Origin of the sequence: Actinoallomurus liliacearum (assembly GCF_039542035.1) — a bacterium.
Taxonomy (GTDB): domain Bacteria; phylum Actinomycetota; class Actinomycetes; order Streptosporangiales; family Streptosporangiaceae; genus Actinoallomurus; species Actinoallomurus liliacearum.
In genome coordinates this window covers 331,182-351,328 of sequence record NZ_BAABHJ010000027.1, presented here as the reverse complement: position 1 = coordinate 351,328, position 20,147 = coordinate 331,182, and the positions used below count along the sequence as shown (strand labels likewise).

The following is a 20,147-nucleotide window of genomic DNA, read 5'->3' as shown; positions in this document are numbered from 1 at the left end:
CTCCGTACCCCGATCCGAATCCTCAGGAGGCATCCGTGGCAGCGATCGCCAGAATGCTGGTGCGCCGCGTCCTCATCCTGATACCCATGCTGCTGGGCGTGGTCCTGTTCGTCTTCCTCATCATGCGGTTCTCCAAGAACAAACCGGAGTACGCCTACTTCCAGGGAGCCAACCCGACCGCGGCGCAGATCCACCGGTTCCAGGTGGACAACGGCCTGCTCGACCCGCTTCCCGTGCGGTACGTGCGGTTCGTCGGCCAGCTGCTGCGCGGCGACATGGGGACCAGCGCGCTCACCAAGGCGCCGGTGCGCAGCTCCATCGCCACCGCCCTGCCGCTGACCCTCCAGCTCACCCTGTTCGGCGTCGTCATCGCGATCGTGCTGTCGGTGCTGTTCGGCGTCATCGCGGCGATCTTCCGGGACCGCTGGCCCGACCAGGTCATCCGGCTCGTGTCGCTGATCGGGGTGGCCTCACCGGCGTTCTGGCTGGCGCTGCTGATGATCCAGTACCTGGCGGTCGACCGCGGTTGGTTCCCGACCGGTGGGTACATCAACCCGGCCGACTCCGTGAGCGGCTGGCTGCGGTCGCTGACGCTGCCGGCGCTCGCCCTGTCGCTGCCCATCGCGGCCTACCTCACCCGGATCATCCGCACGTCGATGGTCGAGGAACTCGACAAGGACTACGTGCGGACCGCCATCGGCAGCGGCCTGCCCCCGGTCGTCGTGGTCGGTCGCAACGTGCTGCGCAACGCGCTGATCAACCCGCTGACCGTGCTCGGCCTGCGGGTCGGCTACCTGCTCGGCGGCGCGGTCGTCATCGAGACGATCTTCGCGTTGCCGGGCATGGGCCAGCTCATGATCACCGCGGTGCGCAACGGCGACCCGGCGGTCGTGCAGGGCGTCGTGATCACCATCGCGGTCGGCTTCGTGGTCGTCAACCTCCTCATCGACGTCCTGTACCTGCTGGTCAACCCCCGACTGAGGAGCGCCGCCTGATGCGCAGTGGACTGGCGAACCGACTGTCGCGGGCGGGCATCGGCTTCCGGCGCCTCGGCCCGACGTCCTGGATCTCCCTGGCCGTCGTGGTCGTCATCATCCTCGCCGCGGTGCTCGCCCCGGTCTTGGCCCCGTACTCGCCGTACGTCCAGGAGGCCGCCGGCGGCGGCCCGAGCGCGTCGCACTGGATGGGTCTGGACAGCGCCAACCGCGACATCTTCACGCGCCTGCTGTACGGCGCGCGCTGGTCGCTGGTGATCGGGCTCGGCGCGACCGCCCTCGCGCTGGTCGCCGGTGCCGTGATCGGCGCGGTCGCCGCGACCTCGCGACGGTCCGTCGACGAGGCGATCATGCGCACGCTCGACGTCGTCATGGCCTTCCCCGGCATCGCGCTCGCCGCCGTGCTGGTGGCGGTGTTCGGCGGCAGCATCCCGGTGCTGGTCCTGGCCATCGCGTTCCTCTACATGCCGCCGGTGGCCCGTGTCGTACGGGCGAACGTCCTGGCCCAGTACGGCGAGGACTACGTCGCGGCCGAGCGGGTCATCGGCGCACGCGCCCCGCACATCCTGCTCCGGCACGTGGCCGTCAACTGCGCCGCGCCGGTCCTGGTGTTCTGCACGGTGATGGTGGCCGACACGATCGTGTTCGAGGCGTCCCTGTCGTTCGTCGGCGCGGGCGTGCGCCCGCCGGACCCGTCGTGGGGCAGCGTCATCGCCGACGGCCGGAACATGGTGCTCACCGGCGGATGGTGGGCCACCGTCTTCCCCGGCCTGCTGATCCTCATCACGGTGCTCGCCCTCAACGTCCTCGCCGAGGGCATCTCCGACGCCTGGGCCGCGCCGGCCGCGCGGCCGGCGGAGACGACGCGGGCCGCGGGCACCACGCGGCGGGCGGCACCCGGCCCGGTGACCGAGCTGAAGGGGCTCATGGAGGCCGGCCGGCGCCTGGCCGAACGCGCCCGGCCGCTGCTGGACAGCGAGCCCATCGTGCGGGTGAAGGACCTGCGGATCGGCTTCGACGACCGCCACGACGGCGTCGACATCGTGGACGGCATCTCCTTCGACGTACGGCCGGGCGAGGTGCTCGGCCTGGTCGGCGAGTCCGGCTGCGGCAAGTCCCTGACCGCACTGACGATCATGGGCCTGCAGCCGCAGGGCGCGCGGGTGGACGGCGAGATCACCTTCGACGGCCGCGACCTGCTGTCGATGTCCAAGGGGGACCGGCGGCGGCTGCTCGGCCACGACATGGCGATGATCTACCAGGACGCGCTGTCGTCGCTGAACCCGGCGATGACCGTACGGGCGCAGCTCAAGCAGGTCGTCCGGCGCGGCGGCCGGCGCACCCCGGCGGAGCTGCTGGAGCTCGTCGGGCTCGACCCCGCCCGCACGCTCTCGTCCTACCCGCACGAGCTGTCCGGCGGGCAGCGCCAGCGGGTGCTCATCGCGATGGCCCTCTCCCGCGACCCGAAACTGATCGTCGCGGACGAGCCGACGACGGCGCTGGACGTGACCGTGCAGGCGCAGGTGATCGAGCTGCTGCTGCGGCTGCGCGAGGAACTGGACTTCGCGCTCATCCTCGTCTCCCACGACCTCGCCCTGGTCGCCGACGTCACCGACCGGGTGGTCGTCATGTACGGCGGGCAGATCGTGGAGAAGGGGGCGACCCCGGCCGTCGTCGGCAATCCCGCCCACCACTACGCGCGCGGCCTGCTGGGCTCGGTCCTGTCGCTGGAGTCCAACGCGGAGCGCCTCACCCAGATCCCGGGCGTCGTGCCCTCGCCCGCGGACTTCCCGGCCGGCTGCCGGTTCGCCGACCGGTGCCCCGCCGCCACCGAGGTCTGTCACGCCGAGACCCCACACCTGGAGGGACGAGGCCGCCTGCACGTGGTGGCCTGTCACCATCCGGCGGCCGACGTCTCGGCCTCCCTGTCCGCCGCCGGCGCGGCCACCGCGCCTGCCGACCCGCCGGAGGGTTCGTGATGTCCGAGGCGATTCTCGAGCTGACCGATGTCCATGTCGTGCACAAGGCGCGCTCCGGCGGCCTGTTCACGCGTGACCGCGTGTACGCGCTGACCGGCGCGGACCTGACCGTGCGACCCGGTGAGACGATCGGCGTCGTCGGCGAGTCCGGCTGCGGCAAGTCGACCCTCGCCCGGGTGCTGGTCGGCCTGCAGCGGCCGACCGCCGGCACCGTCGCCTTCGAGGGGCGCGACGTCTGGTCGATGTCCGGCGCCGCCCGCCGCGAGGCCATCGGGTCGAGCATCGGCATGGTCTTCCAGGACCCGTCCACGGCCCTGAACCGCCGCCTGCCGGTCCGCCGGATCATCCGCGACCCGCTCGACGTGCAGCGCGTCGGCACCCCGGACGAGCGCGAGGAACGCGTCCGCGAGCTCATCGACCTGGTCGGCCTGCCCGCGAGCGCGGCGGACCGGCTGCCCGCCCAGCTGTCCGGCGGGCAGCGGCAGCGGGTGGCGATCGCCCGCGCGCTCGCGCTGCGGCCACGGCTGCTGGTCGCCGACGAGCCGACCAGCGCGCTCGACGTCTCGGTCCGCGCGCAGATCCTCAACCTGCTGCAGGACCTGAAGGAGCGGTTCGGCCTCGCCATGGTCTTCGTCTCCCACGACATCCAGACCGTGCGGCGGATGAGCGATCGGGTCGTGACGATGTACCTCGGCCGGATCGTCGAGCAGACACCCGCCGAGGCCGTGCCGGGCGCGGCCCGGCATCCGTACACGCGGGCGCTGTTCTCCGCCACGCCGGGCCTGCTGTCCCCGATCGACCCGATCCCGCTGACCGGCCCGGTCCCGTCGGCGACCCGGCCGCCCTCCGGCTGCCCCTTCCGCACCCGGTGCTGGAAGGCCGACGAGACCTGCGCCGCCGAGATGCCCGGCCCGGAGGAGGACGCCGGCGGCTTCTTCCGTTGCCACCACCCCGTCCTCGCCGGCGCGACCGACCGCGAACTCATCACCCAAGCACAGGAGCGTTCATGAGCAACGCCGCACCGCTGTCCGGCGTCATTCCCCCCGTCTGCACCCCGCTGACCCCGGAGCGGGAGGTGGACACCGCCTCGCTGACCCGGCTGGTGGACCATCTGCTGGAGGGCGGAGTGCACGGGCTGTTCGTCCTCGGCTCGTCGTCGGAGGCCGCGTTCCTGCCCGACGGGCACCGCCGGACCGTGCTGGACACCGTGGTCGGCCACGTCGCGGGGCAGGTGCCGGTGCTGGCCGGCGTCATCGACATGACCGCGCCCCGGGTCGCCGACCACGCGCGGGCGGCGGCCGAGGCCGGCGCCGACGCCCTGGTGGCGACCGCGCCCTTCTACGCCCGCACCCATCCGGCGGAGATCGCCACGCACTTCCGGACGGTCGCGGCCGTGGCGGACGTCCCGGTGTACGCCTACGACCTGCCGGTGGCCGTGCACAGCAAGCTCACCGCGAACGTGCTGCTGGAGCTTGCCGCCGACGGCGTGCTCGCCGGGCTGAAGGACTCCAGCGGCGACGACGCCGGGCTGCGGGAGGTGATCCTGGGCCGCCGCGACCGCGGTCTGGAGTCCTTCGCGGTGCTGACCGGCTCGGAGCTGACCGTCGACTCCGCGCTGTGGATGGGCGCCGACGGCGTCGTCCCCGGCCTGGGCAACGTCGACCCGCACGGCTACGTGCGCCTGTACGACGCCGCGGCACGGGGCGACTGGACCGCCGCGCGCGAGGAGCAGGAGCGGCTGTTCCGCCTCTTCGGGCTGGTGCACGTCGGCGGCCCGCACATGGGCCGCAGCTCCTCCGCGCTGGGGGCGTTCAAGGCGGCGCTGTTCCTGTGCGGCGTCATCGCCCACCCGACGACCGCGCTGCCGCAGGTGCCGCTCGACGGCGCCGAGATCGACCAGGTCAAGTCCTTCCTGTCCGAAGCCGCCCTCATCTGACCCGTACGGAGGCCAGCGTGGCTCACCTCAGGTTCCCCCGCCGTACCGCGGCCGTGGCGCTCCTCGCCGCGGCGCTGCCGCTCGCGTCCGCCGGCGCCGCATCGGCGAAGACGGCGCCGGAGTTCGACGAACAGGTGCTGTTCGCCCAGCACACCGACGGTTACTACTGCTTCCGCATCCCCGCCGTCGTCCAGGCGCTCGACGGCACCCTGCTCGCCTTCGCCGAGGGCCGGGTGAACGGCTGCGGCGACTCCGGCGACATCGACCTGGTGCTGAAGCGCTCCACGGACGGCGGCCGCACCTGGGGACCCCTCCAGGTCGTCCTGCCCGGCAACGGCGACACCCGCGGCAACCCGGCCCCGGTCGTGGACCGGCGCACGGGCCGGATCGTCCTCATGACGACCTGGAACCCCGGGAACAACGACACCATCCGCCACCCGTTCGTGCAGTACAGCGACGACGACGGCGCGACCTGGTCCGGGGCGCGCGACCTGACCGGTGAGATCGTGAAGCCGGAGTGGAACTCCTGGTACGCCACCGGGCCCGGCCACGCCGTCCAGCTCCAGCACGGGCCGCACAAGGGACGCCTCATCGTCCCGGCCAACCACGAGGGCGACGGCGGCGCGCTGAAGGGCGGGCCGCAGGGCGGCCACCTCAACTACAGCGACGACGGCGGCCTCACCTGGAAGATCGGCGCCGACGACACCCGCCGCACCAACGACGTCAGCCCCGGTGAGCTCAGCGCGACCGAGCTCCCCGACGGCAGGATCTACGTCAACGCCCGCGACAACACCGGAACCGACCCCGGCAACCGGAACACCGCCACGAGCAGCGACGGCGGCCTGACCTTCGACCACCCGTTCCGCACCCTCCCGAAGCTCACCGCGCCCAAGGTCCAGGGCTCGGTCCTGAGCGTCGGCAAGCGCGTCTACCTGTCCGTGCCCGACCACCCGGTGACCCGCGAGGTCATGGCGGTCCGCACCTCGGCCGACAACGGGCGTGACTTCCAGAAGGTCGGCAAGGTCATCAACTGGGGCCCGTCCGCCTACTCCGACCTCGTGAGCCTCGGCGGCGACCGGCTCGGCCTGCTGTACGAGGCGGGGCAGGCCGGCCCGTACGAGCAGATCCGGTGGGCGCGGTTCAACACCGCCTACCTCGCGACGCCCAACGGCACTCCGCCGGGCCTGCCCAAGCCGCCGCAGCCCGGCCCGACCACCCCGGACGGCTCCGGCCACCACAATGACGGCTACGTCCGCGGCGGCATGACCGCGGCCGATGAGTTCGACGGCGTGGACGACTTCGTCCAGGTGCCGTGGAACCGCTCCCTGGACCTCGGCTCCGGCGACTTCACCTGGTCGGCGCGGATCCGCTACGGCGACACGTCCGGCACGCACTCGATCCTGTGGGCCTACCGCGTCGGCAGCGGCGCGCCACAGATCTGGCTGCGGGCCGAGCCGGCGAACAAGCGGCTCATCGGCACCGTCGGGACCGGTTCGGGCACCGCCATGGTGAGCACCGCGCAGCCTTACAACGACGGCCAGTGGCACGACGTCGTCCTGCGACGCGCCGGGGGACGGCTCACGCTCAGCGTCGACGGGCAGGCCACCTCGGTGGCCGACCCCGGCGGGTCGGTGACCGAGGGCAGGCAGTTCACGATCGACGGCATGGACGTCGGCCAGCGGCTGGACGGAGCGCAGCGCTTCCACGGCTCCGTCGCGGACGTACGGGTCTTCGCCCGCGCGGTCCCGGACGAGGAGATCGCGACCGCCCGCCGCGACCTGCGGCTGTGGCTGCCGCTCGACCGGATCGACGCGGAAGGCGCGAACGACCGATGAACCGGATCGACGGTCTGCGGGACCGCGTGGGCATCGCCTACGGCGGTGACTACAACCCCGAGCAGTGGCCCGAAGAGGTCTGGGACGATGACGTACGGCTGATGAAGGAGGCCGGCGTCTCCCTCGTCAGCGTCGGGATCTTCTCCTGGGCGTCGGTCGAGCCGCGGCCGGGGGAGTACGACTTCGGCTGGCTCGACCGGGTGCTGGACCGGCTGGCCGCGGGTGGCGTCGCGGCGTGCCTGGCGACCATGACGGCCTCGCCGCCGCCCTGGCTCACCAATCTGCACCCCGAGATGCTCACCGTACGAGCGGACGGCTCGACGATCTCGCCGGGCGGACGGCAGCACTACTGCCCCTCCAGCCCGGTCTACCGCGAGCACGCCGTACGCCTGGCCGAGCAGGTCGCCGCCCGCTACGCCGGTCACCCGGCCCTGGCCATCTGGCACGTGAACAACGAGTACGGCAACGTCATCCCCTGCCACTGCGACGTGTCGGCGGCGGCCTTCCGGCGCTGGCTCGCGGACCGGTACGGCTCCGTGGAGGGCCTCAACGAGGCGTGGTCGACGCGGTTCTGGGCGCAGGGCTACGGGTCCTTCGAGGAGGTGCTGCCGCCGCGCTCGCCGGCGCCGTTCACCAACCCCGCGCAGGAGCTGGACTACGCGCGGTTCACCTCGGACGAACTGCTCGCCTGCTACCTGGCCGAGAAGGAGGTGCTGAACCGCGTCACGCCGGACGTGCCGGTCACCACCAACTTCCCGCCGTCGCTGCGGCCGGTCGACCAGTGGGCCTGGGCCCCGCACGTCGACGTCATCGGGTACGACGCCTACCCCGATCCGCTCGACCCCGGCACCGAGGCCAAGATCGCCTTTTCCTACGACGTCATGCGCTCACTGCGCGACGGGCAGCCGTGGCTGCTGATGGAGCAGGCCCCCGGCGCGGTGAACTGGCGGCCCCGCAACGCCCCCAAGCCGCGCGGCGCGATGCGGCTGTGGAGCTGGCAGGCCGTCGCGCACGGCGCCGACGCGGTCATGTTCTTCCAGTGGCGGCAGTCCCGCGGCGGCGCGGAGAAGTTCCACTCCGCGATGGTCCCGCACGGCGGCCCGTCGACCCGGATCTTCGACGAGGTGCGCGAGCTGGGCCGGGAGCTGGCCGCCGCCCGCGGCCTGGCCGGCGCACGGGCGCCGCGGGCCGACGTGGCGATGGTGCTGGACTGGCCGAGCTGGTGGGCGCTCGAGGGCCCGGCCCACCCCAGCTCCGACCTGCGCCTCCTCGAGGCCGCCTGGGCCTGCCACCGCCCGCTCCACGACGCCGGCGTCGCCTGCGACGTCGTACGCCCGGACGCTGACCTGTCCGGGTACCGGCTCGTCGTCGTGCCGAACCTCTATCTGACCTCCGAGGGCGCCGCGCGCAACCTGGAGCGGTACGTCGAGGAGGGCGGCACGCTCGTCATGTCGTTCTTCTCGGGCATCGTGGACCCCTGCGACCGGGTCCACCTGGGCGGCTACCCGGCGCCGTTCCGGCGGATGCTCGGCCTGACCGTCGAGGAGTTCCACCCGCTGGCCGAGGACGCCTCCGTCGGGCTGTCCCAGGGGTCGGGGAGCCTGTGGTCCGAGGAGGTCCGTCTCGAGGGCGCCGAGGCCGTCGAGCGCTTCACGACCGGCGCGCTCGCGGGGGAGCCCGCCGTCACCCGGCACCGCTTCGGCCGCGGCGACGCGTGGTACCTCGCCACCCGGCCCGACCCGGCGACCATGCGCGGGCTCCTCGACCGCGTCCGTGAGGCGGCCGGTGTCGAACCGGTCCTGCCCGGCCTGCCCGACGGCGTCCAGGCCCGCGCGCGGGACACCGAGGACGGCCGGTGGTACGTCGTGCTGAACCACGGCGCCGAGCCCGCCGACGTGCCCCTGCCGACGGTGATGCGCGACGTGCTGACCGGAGCGGAGCCGACCACCTCGGTGCGCCTGGACCCACGCGGAGTCGCCGTGCTACGCCCGGCCTGACCGCGTCACCGAGCGCGCCGCCCACTTCAGCACCTGGGTGGCACGGGCCACCGCCTTGCCACCCAGGGCCGCGCCGACGACGACTCCGCCGAGGAGGGCGACGCCGCCGACGAGAAGACGAAGGGGGCCGAACGACGCCGGCAGCAGCCAGATCAGGGACAGGCCGGCCATCCCGCAGAGCATCGACACCGCGAGCACGACGACGACGATGACAGCGGCGGCCAGGCCCGCGCCGCGAGGAGAGGTCCGCAGCCGCCGGTAGCCCGGCGCCCGCCGCCACAGGCGTGCGCCGTCCCGGCGCTGCGGCCGGGGCAGTCCCGCCCTGCCGCAGAAGGCGACCAGGTCCGCGCTCCAGGCGCCTTTGGCGCGCAGCAGCATACGGTCCTCGCCGTCGAGGAGGACCAGCCCCTCGCTCGGACCGCTCCGGTACCGCCGCCGGTAGTAGTGGCCCAGCGCCTTCACCGACGACCGTGGGACGGTCACACGCTGGTCGCCGAAGCCGTAACCGACGAGCAGGTCACCTTCGACGCGAAGCCGCACGGGCGTCCGGTCGAGCAGATCGCGCGCCGGCCTCTGGGGCCGCAACTCCCCGGCCCCGCCGCCCGAGCCGCCATCACCTTGTGGATTCGTCCGATGATGGCCCTTCTTGGCCCGTTCTGTGCCCACTGCGGCATGGTATCCAGCGGAAACGCCGGCGGGATGAACCGAAGGCTCTCAGCGCGCGAATGGGCGGTTCGACATCACCGTGCGCACAACCGGTCCAATGCCGACTGGCTCTCATCGTCCGCGGCGCGGAAGATCAGCAACCGCTGATCCGGATCTTGAAGCGGCATGAGCACTTCGAAATTTACCGCGATCGCACCGACGTCAGGATGCCGCATCACCTTGCGCCCGCGGCCGTTGACCTCGATTTCCCGCTCGGCCCACAATCGCGCGAAATCCTCGTCACGAGTGATGAATTCGGCAATGAGGCCGGTCAACGCCCGATCCTCCGGATGCGCGGCCCACGCGGCGCGCAGGTGCGCGATGCCCTCCCGCACGACGCGTTCCCGATCGACGTAGAACTCGCGTATCTCCGGATGCAGCAGGCACAGCCACATGGAATTGCGCTGCGATGGAGGAAGGGTGTCGAAATCCAGTAGCAGCCTCGTCATTTCGCGGTTCCAGGCCAGGATGTCGTAGCGGTGGTTCATCAGCATGACCGGCAGCGGCGACAGGTCGGCGACCAGTCGGGCCAGCGGCGGTGCTGCGGCGGTGGCGGGCGTGCCGGCGTCGCGGGGGCGCTGCTGGGCCAGGTCGTAGAGGTAGGCGCGTTCGACGGGGGCCAGGCGCAGCGCCCGGGCCAGCGCCTCCACCACGTCCGCCGAGGGCCGCAGCCCGCGCCCCTGTTCCAGCCGCACGATGTAGTCGACGCTGATCCCGGCCAGTTCGGCGACCTCTTCGCGGCGCAGTCCCGGGGTCCGCCGGGCCTGCCGACGCGACGGCAGACCGAGGTCACGCGGGTCCAGTCGTTCGCGACGGGCCCGCAGGAACGCGGCCATCTCCTGTGCCGTGTCCACGGTGTGGGTGATCATGCCCGTTCCAACAGCCAGGGTAGGACCGGCGTTCCCAGGAACCTCTTTCCCTTAACCCCGGCTCGCGGCGGTCGCAGCCTTGTTCTCGGCAACGGACCACGAGCGCAGGAGGACACGATGTCGCTCACCCTCGACACCTACCGGCTGCTGGGCCGCTCCGGGCTGCGGGTATCACCGCTGGCGCTGGGCGCGGCGACCTTCGGCACCGATTGGGGCTGGGGAGCCGAGCAGGACGAGGCGCGGAAGCTGTTCGACCTCTACGTCGAGCGAGGCGGCAACTTCATCGACACCGCCAACACCTACACCAATGGTAGTTCCGAGCGTCTGCTGGGCGAATTCACCCGCGACAATCGCGAAAGCCTGGTGCTGGCAACGAAATACACGACGCTGCGCCGGCCCGGCGACCCGAATTCCGGGGGAAGTCACCGTAAGAGCCTGTTCGCTTCGGTGGAAGCGAGTCTGCGACGGCTCAATACGGACTACATCGATCTGCTCTACCTGCACGTGTGGGATTTCACGACACCGGTCGAGGAGATCCTGCGCGGCATGGACGATCTGGTGCGGCAGGGCAAGATCTTGTACGTGGCGATCTGCAACGCCCCGGCCTGGCAGGTGTCGCGCATGCAGGCGATCGCCGACCTGCGCGGCTGGTCGCCGCTGGTCGCGCTGCAGATCGAATACAACCTGATCGAGCGTGCCGGGGAACGTGACCTGATCCCCATGGCACGGGAGATGGGGCTGGGGGTGATTCCGTATTCACCCCTGGCCGGCGGGGTGCTCACCGGCAAGTACGGCCGCGACGACCTGACCGCGACGAACGTCGCGTCCGGCGACGGCACCCGCAAGAGCTTCAACCTCGCCTTGGGCATGCTCACCGAGCGTAACCTGGCCATCGCCGATGTCGTGAAGGAGGTCGCCACCGAGCTGGGCCGCACACCCGCCCAGGTCGGGCTGGCCTGGACCCTGCGGAATCCGAGCGTGACGGCACCGATCATCGGCGCCCGCACCCCCGCGCAGCTGGAGGACAATCTGGGCGCCCTGGAGGTCGACTTCACCGCCTCCCAGCTGGGCCGCCTCGACGAGGCCGGCGCGATCGGACTCGGCTTCCCGCACGACATGCTCGCCAGCGACCACATCCGCAATGTGACCGCAGGCGACCTGAAGATCGAGACCCGCCGCTGATATCCGATCGAGGGCCTAGGGCGGCACGACCGCCGTCCTGGGCTCTGTTGGGTCGTGGGTCAGGATCGGCGCCCGGCTTCACTGGAGGGCGCGCAGAGGACTCGGTCAAGGCTGCCGAGATCAACGCGCTAATGGGGTGAAGCATGACAAGCCGGGCCCTCCCGGAGCCGTTCTCCGAGCCTTTGGCGCGCCGGGCGGATGGAGCCGGGACTCGCGGCGGGTCGCCGGAGCCCATCTTCCGGAGCTTCAGGTGGCCGGGTCGCGTCGGTCGGCGGGCGGGTTCAGCAGGGCGCTCGCGGAGTCATGGATCTTGGTCAGCGCGCTGAGGAGGTGCCGGCGTTCGTCCGGGGTGAGGTCGGCGGTGACCCTTTCCTCGATCAGCCGCCGTTCCCTCTCGATGGGCTCCTGAAGCGCGCGTCCGGCGTCGGTGAGCCAGAGCCGGACCAGGCGGTTGTCCCGGTCGTCGCGACGGCGGGTGAGCAGGCCGGCGGTGGCCATCCGGGTGGCCGCCTTGACCACGTTGGCGGTGGTGACGTTCAGCGCCGCGGCGACCTCGCCGGGCGTGCGGCCGTCCTGCCGCCACAGCACCGCGAGCAGGTGATCCTGGCCGAGATGCAGGCCGTGCCGTCGCACGGCGGCCTCGGCCACCGCCCGGACCGCCTTCGAGGTCTTGCCGTGCAGGTCCAGGAACTCGGGCATCGCAGGGCCTCCAGTGATCTCTCGCGGATCCCGGCGTCCGCCGGTGCGGCACGGGCCGATTGACAGTAGATCGTTAACCGGTTAGCGTTCTCGCGAATTCATTAACCGGTAAACGACTTGAGGGGTCCTCATGATACTGGTCACCGGCGCGACCGGGAACGTCGGCCGCGAGCTCACCCGTGAGCTGGACGCCGCCGGCGCGAGCTTCCGCGTCCTGGTCCGCGACCCGGCCCGCGCCGCCGCCCTGCCCGAGCGCGCCGAACGCGTCGTCGCGGACCTGGGCGACCCGGCGACGCTGCCGCCCGTCTTCGCCGGCGTCGACCGGCTGTTCCTGCTCACCCCCGGCATCGGCCTCGACCACACGGCCCACGCCGTCGCCGCCGCCCGGGCCGCCGGCGTGGGCCACATCGTGCACCTGTCCTCCTTCAACGTCCTCGGCGACCCGATGCCCGCCATGGGCCGCTGGCACCACGAACGCGAGCAGGTGATCCGCGCCTCCGGGATCCCGGCCACGTTCCTGCGGCCCGGTGGCTTCATGACCAACGCCTTCGACTGGCTGCCCACCGTCCGGGAGGGCGGCTACGTCCTCGACCCGATCGGCCCCGGCCGCTACGCGCCGATCGACCCGGCCGACATCGCCGCCGTCGCCGCCCTGGCCCTGACCGGTGACGGCCACCAGGGCCGGGAGTACGTCATCACCGGGGACGAGCTGTTCACCGTCGCCGAACAGGTCGAGATCCTCGCCGCGGCGGCCGGCCGGGACATCGAGGTCCGGGCGGTGGCCACCCCGCAGGAGGCCGTCGCCTCCCGCTTCCCCCACGGAGCGCCCCCGGCGCTGGCCGACGCCATCATCGAGGGGTTCGCGCTCATGCGCGCCGACACCGCCGGATTCCGCACCGACACCGTGGAGCGCCTGCTCGGCCGTAAGCCCCGTACCTTCGCCGACTGGTGTGCCCGCAACGCCGACGCCTTCCGGCGGGCCACCGCCTGACCGCGTCGCGGTCAGCGGGTGGGGGAGGGGCGGTGGCCGAGGCGCTGGGAGAGGATGGCGGCGCCCTTGCGGACCAGGGCGCTCCACTCCTCGCGCCGCCGGTCGTCCCAGCGGATGCTCGGCACCGAGATGCTCATCCCGGCGACCATGGCGGGCGTGTGGTCGTAGACGGGTGCGGCGACGCAGAACACGGCCTCGTTCGACTCGCACTCGTCGTACGACAGGCCCTGCCGCCGGATGTCGTCCAGGTGCGCCCGCAGCCGTACGGGCGAGGTGACGCTGTGGTCGGTCATGGCGGTCAGCTCGCCGTCGAGCGGGTAGGCGGCGTCCAGGGCCTCGGAGGTCAGGCCGGACAGCAGCATCTTGCCGACGCCGGTGCAGTGCGCCGGCAGGCGCCGTCCCACGGCGGAGACCATGCGGACGGGATGGGTGCTGTCGGCCTTGGCGATGTACACGACGTCCGTTCCGTCGAGGACCGCGACGTGGACCGTCTCGTCGCATTCGGCGGCGACGAGCTGGGCGGCCTCGCGCGCCTCGTGGGCGAGGTCGAGCTGGTCGGCGAAGACGCTGCCGAGCTGGAACAGCCGCATGCCCAGGCGGTAGCGGGTCGGCTGCCCGGGCGTCGGGATGAGATAGGCCCGCTCGGTCAGCGTGGTGACCAGTTCGTGGACCGTCGTCCGCGGCAGCCCGAGGCGTTCGGTGATCTCCGGAGCGGACAGGGTGGGCCGGTCCAGGAACAGCTCGAGGATGTCGAGGGCACGAGTCACCGCCGGTACCGCACGCCCCATCACGGCCGCCTTCCCGAACGCCGTACGAAATCCCGGACAGACTAGGAAGCCTCCTCCGGCGGTGTCAATGATCCGCTCTTACCGCCGGCCGGGCCTCCGTCCGGGTGAACGGACGGTCGTCCCGCTCTCACGTTCCGTGGAACTGGCCTGATGAGGCCATGAGCGTCCATGCCGCCGATTCCGGTGCTATCACTCGATGTATCGACATCGAAGCGGAGAGTGGTCATGGCGAGGAACGGCGGCGGGCCGTACGACGAGATCCTCTACCTGACGGCCGGGCTGGCCGACCTGGTGACGGGCGGGCTGCGGGGCGCCGCCCGGCGCCTTCCCGGCCTCGCGGAGGTACGAGAGGAGTTGCGGGCGCGCGGCGAGCTGGCGGTCCGGCGCACCGGCCCGGAGCCCGAGTCGCACATGGAGGTGCTGGCCCGCCGGGTCGCCGAGCGGGGCGCGGATGACTGACCTGCGGTTCCGGGTCGACCGCGCCCTGACGGAGTTCGTCGAGACCGAGCTCGGCGAGCTGCTCGCGCTCGACGGAGGGCTCACGCCCGTCGCCGAGCAGATGCGCGCCTCGATCGCCGGCGGCAAGCGGATCCGCCCGGCGTTCTGCTACTGGGGGTGGCGGGCGTCGGGTCAGCCGGACACCGACGCGATGGTACGGGCGGCGGCGGCCCTGGAACTGGTGCACGCCGCGGCGATCGTCCACGACGACATCATCGACCGGAGCCCGCTGCGGCGCGGCCGCGTGACGGCGCACGAGAGCCTCGGCGACGGCCTGGCCATCATGATCGGGGACCTGCTGATGGCGTGGGCGGGGCAGCTCTTCCACGCGTCGGGTCTGCCACGGACGTTCCTGGCCCGGGCCCTGCCCGTCTGGGCCACGATGGGCCGCGAGCTGGTGGCCGGCGAGTGCCTGGAGATCCTCCGCACCGGAGGCGCGCCCGACCTGGCCCGTTCCCTGGCGATCGTGCGGTTCAAGACCGGGTCGTACACCGTCGAGCGACCGCTGCAGATCGGCGCCGTGCTCGGGGGAGCCGACCCCGCGACGCTGCGCACGCTGGCGGCGTACGCGCGTCCGCTCGGTGAGGCGTTCCAGCTCCGTGACGACCTGTGGGGCGTGTTCGGCGACCCCGCGCGGACCGGCAAGTCGGCCCTGGACGACTTGACGGGCCGCAAGCCGACCGCGTTGCTGGCCCTGACACTGGCCCGGGCGACGGGGCCCGACCGGCGGCGGCTGGGCGACCTCATCGACGGTCCGGTCGCCCCGTCCGACGCCGCCGAGATCCGGGACATCATGCGGCGGTCCGGTGCGCCCGACGAGGTCCGGCAGATGATCGACGACCGCGCCGAGACCGCTCGCGCGGCGCTCCACGGCTCCCGGCTGGCCCCCGAGGCCGCCACCGCCCTGACCCGACTGATCTGCGAGGCGACCGCTGATGAATGAGTACACCGACGAGTACCTGGACGGCCTGCGCCTCAAGGGCGACGACCTGGCCGACGCGACCGTCGAGGCGCTGTTCGCCGGAGCGGGGGTGGCCAGGTTCAACACGCTCATGCGCTGGTTCGCCGTCTCCGGCCAGGCGCTGCCCGAGGACGTCCCCGACGCCGCCCGTGACTACCTGGAGGCGACGGCGACTCCGCCGGAGTGGGTCGACTGGGCGGTCATGGAGCGGGCCCGGCAGTTCTTCATCGACAACGACGTGCACATCTCGACCGCCCTGTCGTTCGCGGCGATGCCGGCGTGTTACGTCGTCCCGCACATCGCCAAGCTGCTGTCCGCGACGCACTCGCTGGCCTACCCGTCGCGGCGCATGGCCGAGACCGGGCAGTTCACCGTGTACCTCATGCGACCGGACGCGTTCGAGGCCGGTGGCCGGTTCCTCCCGGCGGCACAGAAGGTCCGGCTGCTGCACGCCTCCATCCGCCGTCACCTGAAGGAGGCGGGCAAGTGGCCGGAGCCCGTCCCGATCTGCCAGGAGGACATGCTCGGCGGGCTGATGATGTTCAGCATCCAGGTGCTGGACGCACTGCACCGCATGGGCGTCCACATCACTCCCGACGGCGCCGAGGCGTACTACTACGCCTGGCGGGTGGTGGGCGCGGTCCTCGGCTGCGACCCGGCGACCATTCCGCCCGACCTCGAGGCGGCCCGCCGGTTCTCCGACCGGTACATGTTCCGCCACATGGGGCCGTCCCCCGAAGGGGCACACCTCACCGGGCAGTTGATCGAGATGTACGAGGGGGTCGTCCCCGGCACGCTCCTGGACCCGGTGGTCCCCGCGCTCATCCGCTTCCTGGTCGGCGACACCACGGCCGACTGGCTCCAGGTCCCGCGGTCGCGCTGGGACTCCGTCATCGGGGTCGCCCCGGTCCTCCTCGGCGCGCTCGAACGCCTCGAGGACCGCGGGCCCTGGGCCGCGCAACTGTCCGACCGGCTCGGCCGCCTGGTCTCGGTGCTCGAACTGTCCTCCCTGACCCGGGGGCGCGTCATGCACTACGCCATCCCGCAGGAGCTGAAGGCCGAGTACGGCGTGCGCTCACCGATCTCCCGCTGGACCCCGCCGCCCCCGGCAGACCTCTCCTGAATTCCGCGCGAGGATCCGCGATATCGGACACCAGGCGCTTTTGGTGTGATATTTCGCTAACGGTCGATTGTCGGGCGCGAAGTCCTTTTACAAAGGTCGACGATGACGTCCCTTGACAGCTTTCGCGGGGGAATTTAGCGTCTGCCCGCAGACCTCGGACAACGTTCGAAATATCGAACAGAGTGGACGGTCTGTAGCGGGCAGGCCACCGGCCTCTTCGCGGCTTCCTGGCAATGGCGCACATCGGAGACCGCCTGATCGGGGGCGGGCGGCGGATGCGCATCCTGGCCGTTCGCGGCCACAGAAAGGAGCTTTCGTGCCCCTCCGCCCCAAGAAGACCCTCCTGATCGGCGTCGCCGCGCTCGCAGCGCTGGTGACCGGTATGCTGCCCGCGGTGAACGCCACCGCAGCGCCGAGCCCGACCATCTCCAAGGACCTGTTCGGCACGCTGTCCGACGGCACCAAGGTGTGGCGCTACACCCTCAGCAGCAGCGCCATCAGCGTCAAGATCATCACGTACGGCGGCATCGTCCAGCGGCTCGACGCCCCCGACCGGCACGGACACCGCGCCAACGTGGTGCTCGGCTTCCCCAAGCTGGACGACTACGTCGCCAAGAACAACCCGGGGCCGTACTTCGGCGCGCTGATCGGCCGGTACGGCAACCGCATCGCCAAGGGCACCTTCACGCTCGACGGCACGACCTACCACCTGCCGCTCAACAACAACGGCAACTCCCTGCACGGCGGTCCGAAGGGCTTCGACACGAAGGCCTGGACCGCCACCCCCGTCAAGACCAAGGACGCGGTCGGGGTGCGGCTCGACTACACCAGCCCGGACGGGGACATGAACTACCCCGGCACCCTCAAGGCCTCCGTGACGTACACGCTGAGCGGAGGATCCCTGCGCCTCGACTACCGTGCCACCACGGACAAGGCCACGATCGTCAACCTGACCAACCACTCCTACTTCAACCTCGCGGGGGAGGGGTCCGGCGGCATCTACGACCACCGGCTGCGCCTCAACGCGGACCGCTACACCCCCGTCGACTCCACCCTCATCCCGACCGGGCAGCTCGCGCCGGTCGCCGGCACGCCGATGGACTTCACCAAGGCCACGCCGATCGGCGCGCGCATCCGGGACGGCTTCCAGCAGCTCGCCTACGGGCAGGGCTATGACCACAACTGGGTGCTGAACGGCTCGGGCTTCCGGCTCGCCGCCGAGGTCGGCGAGCCGACGAGCGGCCGGGTGCTGAAGATCTACACCGACCAGCCCGGCATCCAGTTCTACTCGGGCAACTTCCTCGACGGCACGCTGTACGGCACGAGCGGCCGGCAGTACCGCCAGGGAGACGGGTTCGCGCTGGAGACCCAGCACTTCCCCGACTCGCCGAACCACCCCGACTTCCCGTCCACCGTGCTGCGCCCCGGGCAGACCTACCGGACCTCGACCGTCTGGTCCTTGTCCGCGCACTGACCCCGGCCGTGCCGCCCAGAGCCGCCCGTACGCGGGCTCTGGGCGACACGACTGCTCAGCCGAGGCTCCAGAGGCGGACGGTCGCGTCGTCGCCGGCCGTGGCGAGGGTCCTGCCGTCGGGGGCGAAGGCGACGGCGTCGACGACGCCCGTTCGCGTCGAGAGCGTGGTGGCGGGCCGCCGCGCCGGGACGTCCCACAGCAGTACGGTGTCGCCCCCGGCGCAGGCCAGGGTCCGGCCGTCCGGGCTGAACGTCACGCCGTTGACACGGCCGGGAAGGTCGGGCAGGGCCGCCACGAGCCGGTGGGTGGCGACGTCCCACAGGCGCACGCGACCGTCGTAACCGCCGGCCGCCAGGGTCCGGCCGTCCGGGCTGAACGCCATGCCCACGATCAGCGAGGTCAGCCGGGTCACGATGACGGAGCGGGCGGGCCGGGCGGTGTCCCACAGCCGGATCGCCCAGGTGCCCGCGGTGGCCAGGGTGGTCCCGCGCGGTGCGAAGACGGCGGTGAACATGCTCTCGCCGTGGGCCGGCAACGTGGCGACGGCGCGGTGGTCCGTGACGTTCCACAGGCGCACCTCGTCCCCCGCGCTCGCGAGGACCGCGCCGCCCGGACTGAAGGACAGGGCGCTGACCCCGTTGCCGTGCGTGTCCAGCGTCGCGATCCGGGTACGCCCGTCGCCGCTCCACAGCAGCACCTTGCCGTCGTATCCCGCCGCCGCCAGGGTCCGGCCGTCCGGGCTGAACGCCGCGGCGAACACGTCGTACGCGTGGCCGGTGAGGGTCGTCGTGAGCCGCCGGTCGGCGAGGTTCCACAGCCGTACGGCGTGGTCCGCGCCACCGGCGGCGAGAGTGCGCCCGTCCGGGCTGAAGGCCACCGTGTAGATCTCACTCGGGCCCGCGGGCATGGAGGCCAGGAGCCGTGGAGCCGTGGTCGCCGGGCGGGGCCGCCTCTGTGCCTGCCGCGCGGCGTAGTAGTCGTGGTTCGGAACGGTCACGAGGGCGAGCGCGAGGGCCGCGACCGGAGCGGCGATGAGCATGGTGCGGTGGCGCCCGTGCCACACCCGTGCGCGGGGCGAGGCGTGGCCCGGGCGGGTCAGGTCGCCGGGCGCGTCCGCCGGCCGCCCGCGCCCGGCTCCCGGCCCCGCCATGGAACGGGGCCGGTGGGCGTCCGATCCCGCGGACCGCCCGGACGGCCGGGCCCGGTCGGCGACGGCGGCGAGGAGGGCGGCGGTCGTGCCGGCTCCGAGGCGTTCACCGACGTCCTTGCGGAGCAGCCCGTCCAGGACCGGGCCGAGCGGGCCGGCGTGCGGCGCCGGAGCCGGCTCCTCGGTGATGATCGCGTGCAGCATGGCGTTCGGGTTCACGCCGTTGAAGGGCCGCCGGCCCTCGACCGCGTAGAACATCGTGGCGCCGAGCGACCACAGGTCGGACGCCGCGACGGCGGGTTCGCCACGGGCGCGTTCGGGCGCGAGGTACGCGGGGGCGCCCATGACGACGTCGGACTGGGTGAGGGCCGGGTCGCCCTCCACGGTCGCGAGCCCGAAGTCACCGAGCACGACCCGCCGGCCCGCGAGCAGGACGTTGCCGGGCTTGACGTCGCGGTGCAGCACCCCGGCCAGGTGCGCGGCGCGCAGGGCGTCGAGTAACTGCAGGCCGACGTCGGCGACGCGCTGCGGAGGCAGCGGGCCGTACGTGCGCACCAGCTCACTCAGAGACCGCCCGTGGACGTACTCCATGATGATCCACGGATCGTCGCCGTCCTCGACGACGTCATGCACGGTGACGACGCCGGGATGGTCGAGCCGGGCCGCCGAGCGGGCCTCCTGGAGGGTCCGCCGGCGCTGTTCGGTGCGCTGCTCGGCCGTGGAGTACGTGGGAAGGAACAGGCGCTTGGCGGCGACGTCGCGCTGCAGGCGTTCGTCGCGGGCGCGCCACACCACCGCGAAACCGCCTCGGCCGATCTCCTCGAGGAGACGGTACTGCCCGGCGATCAGCCGCCCTCGGCCATCCGGCATGGCAGGACGATAACCGTCGGCCCGCCCCGGAGGATAGGGACCTTCGGTCCGTCGTCCCCGGGCGGCCTCCGGCCGCAGCCGCTGCGGGGACGGCCGGG

The 20,147-nt window shown here is 72.2% G+C and carries 17 protein-coding genes; 12 read left to right on the top strand and 5 right to left on the bottom strand.

What is annotated here, in order from left to right; translation table 11 throughout:
* Window positions 1–35 precede the first annotated feature (35 nt).
* From ABD978_RS33160 to ABD978_RS33135, 6 genes are read left to right on the top strand one after another with little or no spacing between them, the layout of a single operon-like run.
* Window positions 36–995: an ABC transporter permease gene (locus ABD978_RS33160; protein ID WP_345363567.1), complete on the top strand. Its 960-nt coding sequence runs from the start codon at window positions 36–38 to the stop codon at window positions 993–995.
* Entirely contained in the window at window positions 995–2,974 is a 1,980-nt protein-coding gene (locus tag ABD978_RS33155) for a dipeptide/oligopeptide/nickel ABC transporter permease/ATP-binding protein (protein ID WP_345363565.1), read from the top strand. The genes ABD978_RS33160 and ABD978_RS33155 overlap by 1 nt, the downstream gene beginning before the upstream one ends.
* Window positions 2,974–3,984 carry an ABC transporter ATP-binding protein gene (locus ABD978_RS33150; protein ID WP_345363563.1) on the top strand — a complete coding sequence of 337 codons (1,011 nt, stop codon included), beginning with the start codon at window positions 2,974–2,976 and terminating at the stop codon, window positions 3,982–3,984. The genes ABD978_RS33155 and ABD978_RS33150 overlap by 1 nt, the downstream gene beginning before the upstream one ends.
* A complete protein-coding gene (locus ABD978_RS33145) occupies window positions 3,981–4,910 on the top strand; it encodes a dihydrodipicolinate synthase family protein (RefSeq protein ID WP_345363561.1) in 930 nt (309 codons plus the stop codon). The genes ABD978_RS33150 and ABD978_RS33145 overlap by 4 nt, the downstream gene beginning before the upstream one ends.
* A 17-nt stretch (window positions 4,911–4,927) precedes the next feature.
* A complete protein-coding gene (locus tag ABD978_RS33140) occupies window positions 4,928–6,745 on the top strand; it encodes an exo-alpha-sialidase (RefSeq protein ID WP_345363559.1) in 1,818 nt (605 codons plus the stop codon).
* Window positions 6,742–8,742 carry a beta-galactosidase gene (locus ABD978_RS33135; protein WP_345363557.1) on the top strand — a complete coding sequence of 667 codons (2,001 nt, stop codon included), beginning with the start codon at window positions 6,742–6,744 and terminating at the stop codon, window positions 8,740–8,742. Before ABD978_RS33140 ends, ABD978_RS33135 begins: the two co-directional genes overlap by 4 nt.
* Here ABD978_RS33135 and ABD978_RS33130 read toward each other — a convergent pair.
* Complete coding sequence (locus ABD978_RS33130) at window positions 8,728–9,408, bottom strand: hypothetical protein (protein WP_345363555.1); 681 nt, start codon at window positions 9,406–9,408, stop codon at window positions 8,728–8,730. The two genes, ABD978_RS33135 and ABD978_RS33130, sit on opposite strands and share 15 nt — an antisense overlap.
* Before the next feature lie 74 nt (window positions 9,409–9,482).
* On the bottom strand, window positions 9,483–10,316 hold the full coding sequence (locus tag ABD978_RS33125) for a helix-turn-helix transcriptional regulator (RefSeq protein ID WP_345363553.1): 834 nt from the start codon (window positions 10,314–10,316) through the stop codon (window positions 9,483–9,485).
* Window positions 10,317–10,433: 117 nt separating this feature from the next.
* On the opposite strand from ABD978_RS33125, the gene ABD978_RS33120 reads away from it, so the two are divergent.
* The gene (locus ABD978_RS33120; protein WP_345363551.1) at window positions 10,434–11,498 is read left to right on the top strand and encodes an aldo/keto reductase; all 1,065 of its coding nucleotides are present in this window, start codon (window positions 10,434–10,436) and stop codon (window positions 11,496–11,498) included.
* Window positions 11,499–11,744: 246 nt separating this feature from the next.
* Here ABD978_RS33120 and ABD978_RS33115 read toward each other — a convergent pair whose 3' ends face one another.
* Window positions 11,745–12,197 (bottom strand): MarR family winged helix-turn-helix transcriptional regulator, encoded by a 453-nt coding sequence (locus tag ABD978_RS33115; protein ID WP_345363549.1) that lies wholly within the window; start codon window positions 12,195–12,197, stop codon window positions 11,745–11,747.
* A 130-nt stretch (window positions 12,198–12,327) separates the two neighbouring features.
* On the opposite strand from ABD978_RS33115, the gene ABD978_RS33110 reads away from it, so the two are divergent.
* Window positions 12,328–13,188, top strand: coding sequence for an NAD(P)H-binding protein (locus tag ABD978_RS33110; protein WP_345363547.1), 861 nt, complete (start codon window positions 12,328–12,330; stop codon window positions 13,186–13,188).
* An 11-nt stretch (window positions 13,189–13,199) separates the two neighbouring features.
* On the opposite strand, the gene ABD978_RS33105 is transcribed toward ABD978_RS33110, so the two are convergent.
* Entirely contained in the window at window positions 13,200–13,976 is a 777-nt protein-coding gene (locus ABD978_RS33105) for an IclR family transcriptional regulator (RefSeq protein ID WP_345363545.1), read from the bottom strand.
* A gap of 225 nt (window positions 13,977–14,201) precedes the next feature.
* Here ABD978_RS33105 and ABD978_RS33100 point away from each other — a divergent pair, with 225 nt between their 5' ends.
* The 4 genes from ABD978_RS33100 to ABD978_RS33085 all read left to right on the top strand — a co-directional run bounded on the left by ABD978_RS33100 (window position 14,202) and on the right by ABD978_RS33085 (window position 18,032).
* A complete protein-coding gene (locus ABD978_RS33100; RefSeq protein ID WP_345363543.1) occupies window positions 14,202–14,435 on the top strand; it encodes a hypothetical protein in 234 nt (77 codons plus the stop codon).
* Window positions 14,428–15,417 (top strand): polyprenyl synthetase family protein, encoded by a 990-nt coding sequence (locus tag ABD978_RS33095; protein ID WP_345363541.1) that lies wholly within the window; start codon window positions 14,428–14,430, stop codon window positions 15,415–15,417. Before ABD978_RS33100 ends, ABD978_RS33095 begins: the two co-directional genes overlap by 8 nt.
* Complete coding sequence (locus ABD978_RS33090; protein ID WP_345363539.1) at window positions 15,410–16,558, top strand: oxygenase MpaB family protein; 1,149 nt, start codon at window positions 15,410–15,412, stop codon at window positions 16,556–16,558. The genes ABD978_RS33095 and ABD978_RS33090 overlap by 8 nt, the downstream gene beginning before the upstream one ends.
* A 316-nt stretch (window positions 16,559–16,874) precedes the next feature.
* Window positions 16,875–18,032 carry an aldose epimerase family protein gene (locus ABD978_RS33085; protein WP_345363537.1) on the top strand — a complete coding sequence of 386 codons (1,158 nt, stop codon included), beginning with the start codon at window positions 16,875–16,877 and terminating at the stop codon, window positions 18,030–18,032.
* A gap of 55 nt (window positions 18,033–18,087) precedes the next feature.
* Here the strand turns inward: ABD978_RS33085 and ABD978_RS33080 are convergent, their stop codons facing one another.
* The gene (locus ABD978_RS33080; protein ID WP_345363535.1) at window positions 18,088–20,049 is read right to left on the bottom strand and encodes a WD40 repeat domain-containing serine/threonine protein kinase; all 1,962 of its coding nucleotides are present in this window, start codon (window positions 20,047–20,049) and stop codon (window positions 18,088–18,090) included.
* Window positions 20,050–20,147: the final 98 nt, after the last annotated feature.

Coding starts and splice junctions, on each gene's coding strand:
- ABD978_RS33125 (WP_345363553.1), bottom strand. CDS start 10,316: ATGATCACCCACACCGTGGACACGGCACAGGAGATGGCCGCGTTCCTG.
- ABD978_RS33120 (WP_345363551.1), top strand. CDS start 10,434: ATGTCGCTCACCCTCGACACCTACCGGCTGCTGGGCCGCTCCGGGCTG.
- ABD978_RS33095 (WP_345363541.1), top strand. CDS start 14,428: ATGACTGACCTGCGGTTCCGGGTCGACCGCGCCCTGACGGAGTTCGTC.
- ABD978_RS33135 (WP_345363557.1), top strand. CDS start 6,742: ATGAACCGGATCGACGGTCTGCGGGACCGCGTGGGCATCGCCTACGGC.
- ABD978_RS33150 (WP_345363563.1), top strand. CDS start 2,974: ATGTCCGAGGCGATTCTCGAGCTGACCGATGTCCATGTCGTGCACAAG.
- ABD978_RS33080 (WP_345363535.1), bottom strand. CDS start 20,049: ATGCCGGATGGCCGAGGGCGGCTGATCGCCGGGCAGTACCGTCTCCTC.
- ABD978_RS33115 (WP_345363549.1), bottom strand. CDS start 12,197: ATGCCCGAGTTCCTGGACCTGCACGGCAAGACCTCGAAGGCGGTCCGG.
- ABD978_RS33110 (WP_345363547.1), top strand. CDS start 12,328: ATGATACTGGTCACCGGCGCGACCGGGAACGTCGGCCGCGAGCTCACC.
- ABD978_RS33100 (WP_345363543.1), top strand. CDS start 14,202: ATGGCGAGGAACGGCGGCGGGCCGTACGACGAGATCCTCTACCTGACG.
- ABD978_RS33090 (WP_345363539.1), top strand. CDS start 15,410: ATGAATGAGTACACCGACGAGTACCTGGACGGCCTGCGCCTCAAGGGC.
- ABD978_RS33155 (WP_345363565.1), top strand. CDS start 995: ATGCGCAGTGGACTGGCGAACCGACTGTCGCGGGCGGGCATCGGCTTC.
- ABD978_RS33105 (WP_345363545.1), bottom strand. CDS start 13,976: ATGGGGCGTGCGGTACCGGCGGTGACTCGTGCCCTCGACATCCTCGAG.
- ABD978_RS33145 (WP_345363561.1), top strand. CDS start 3,981: ATGAGCAACGCCGCACCGCTGTCCGGCGTCATTCCCCCCGTCTGCACC.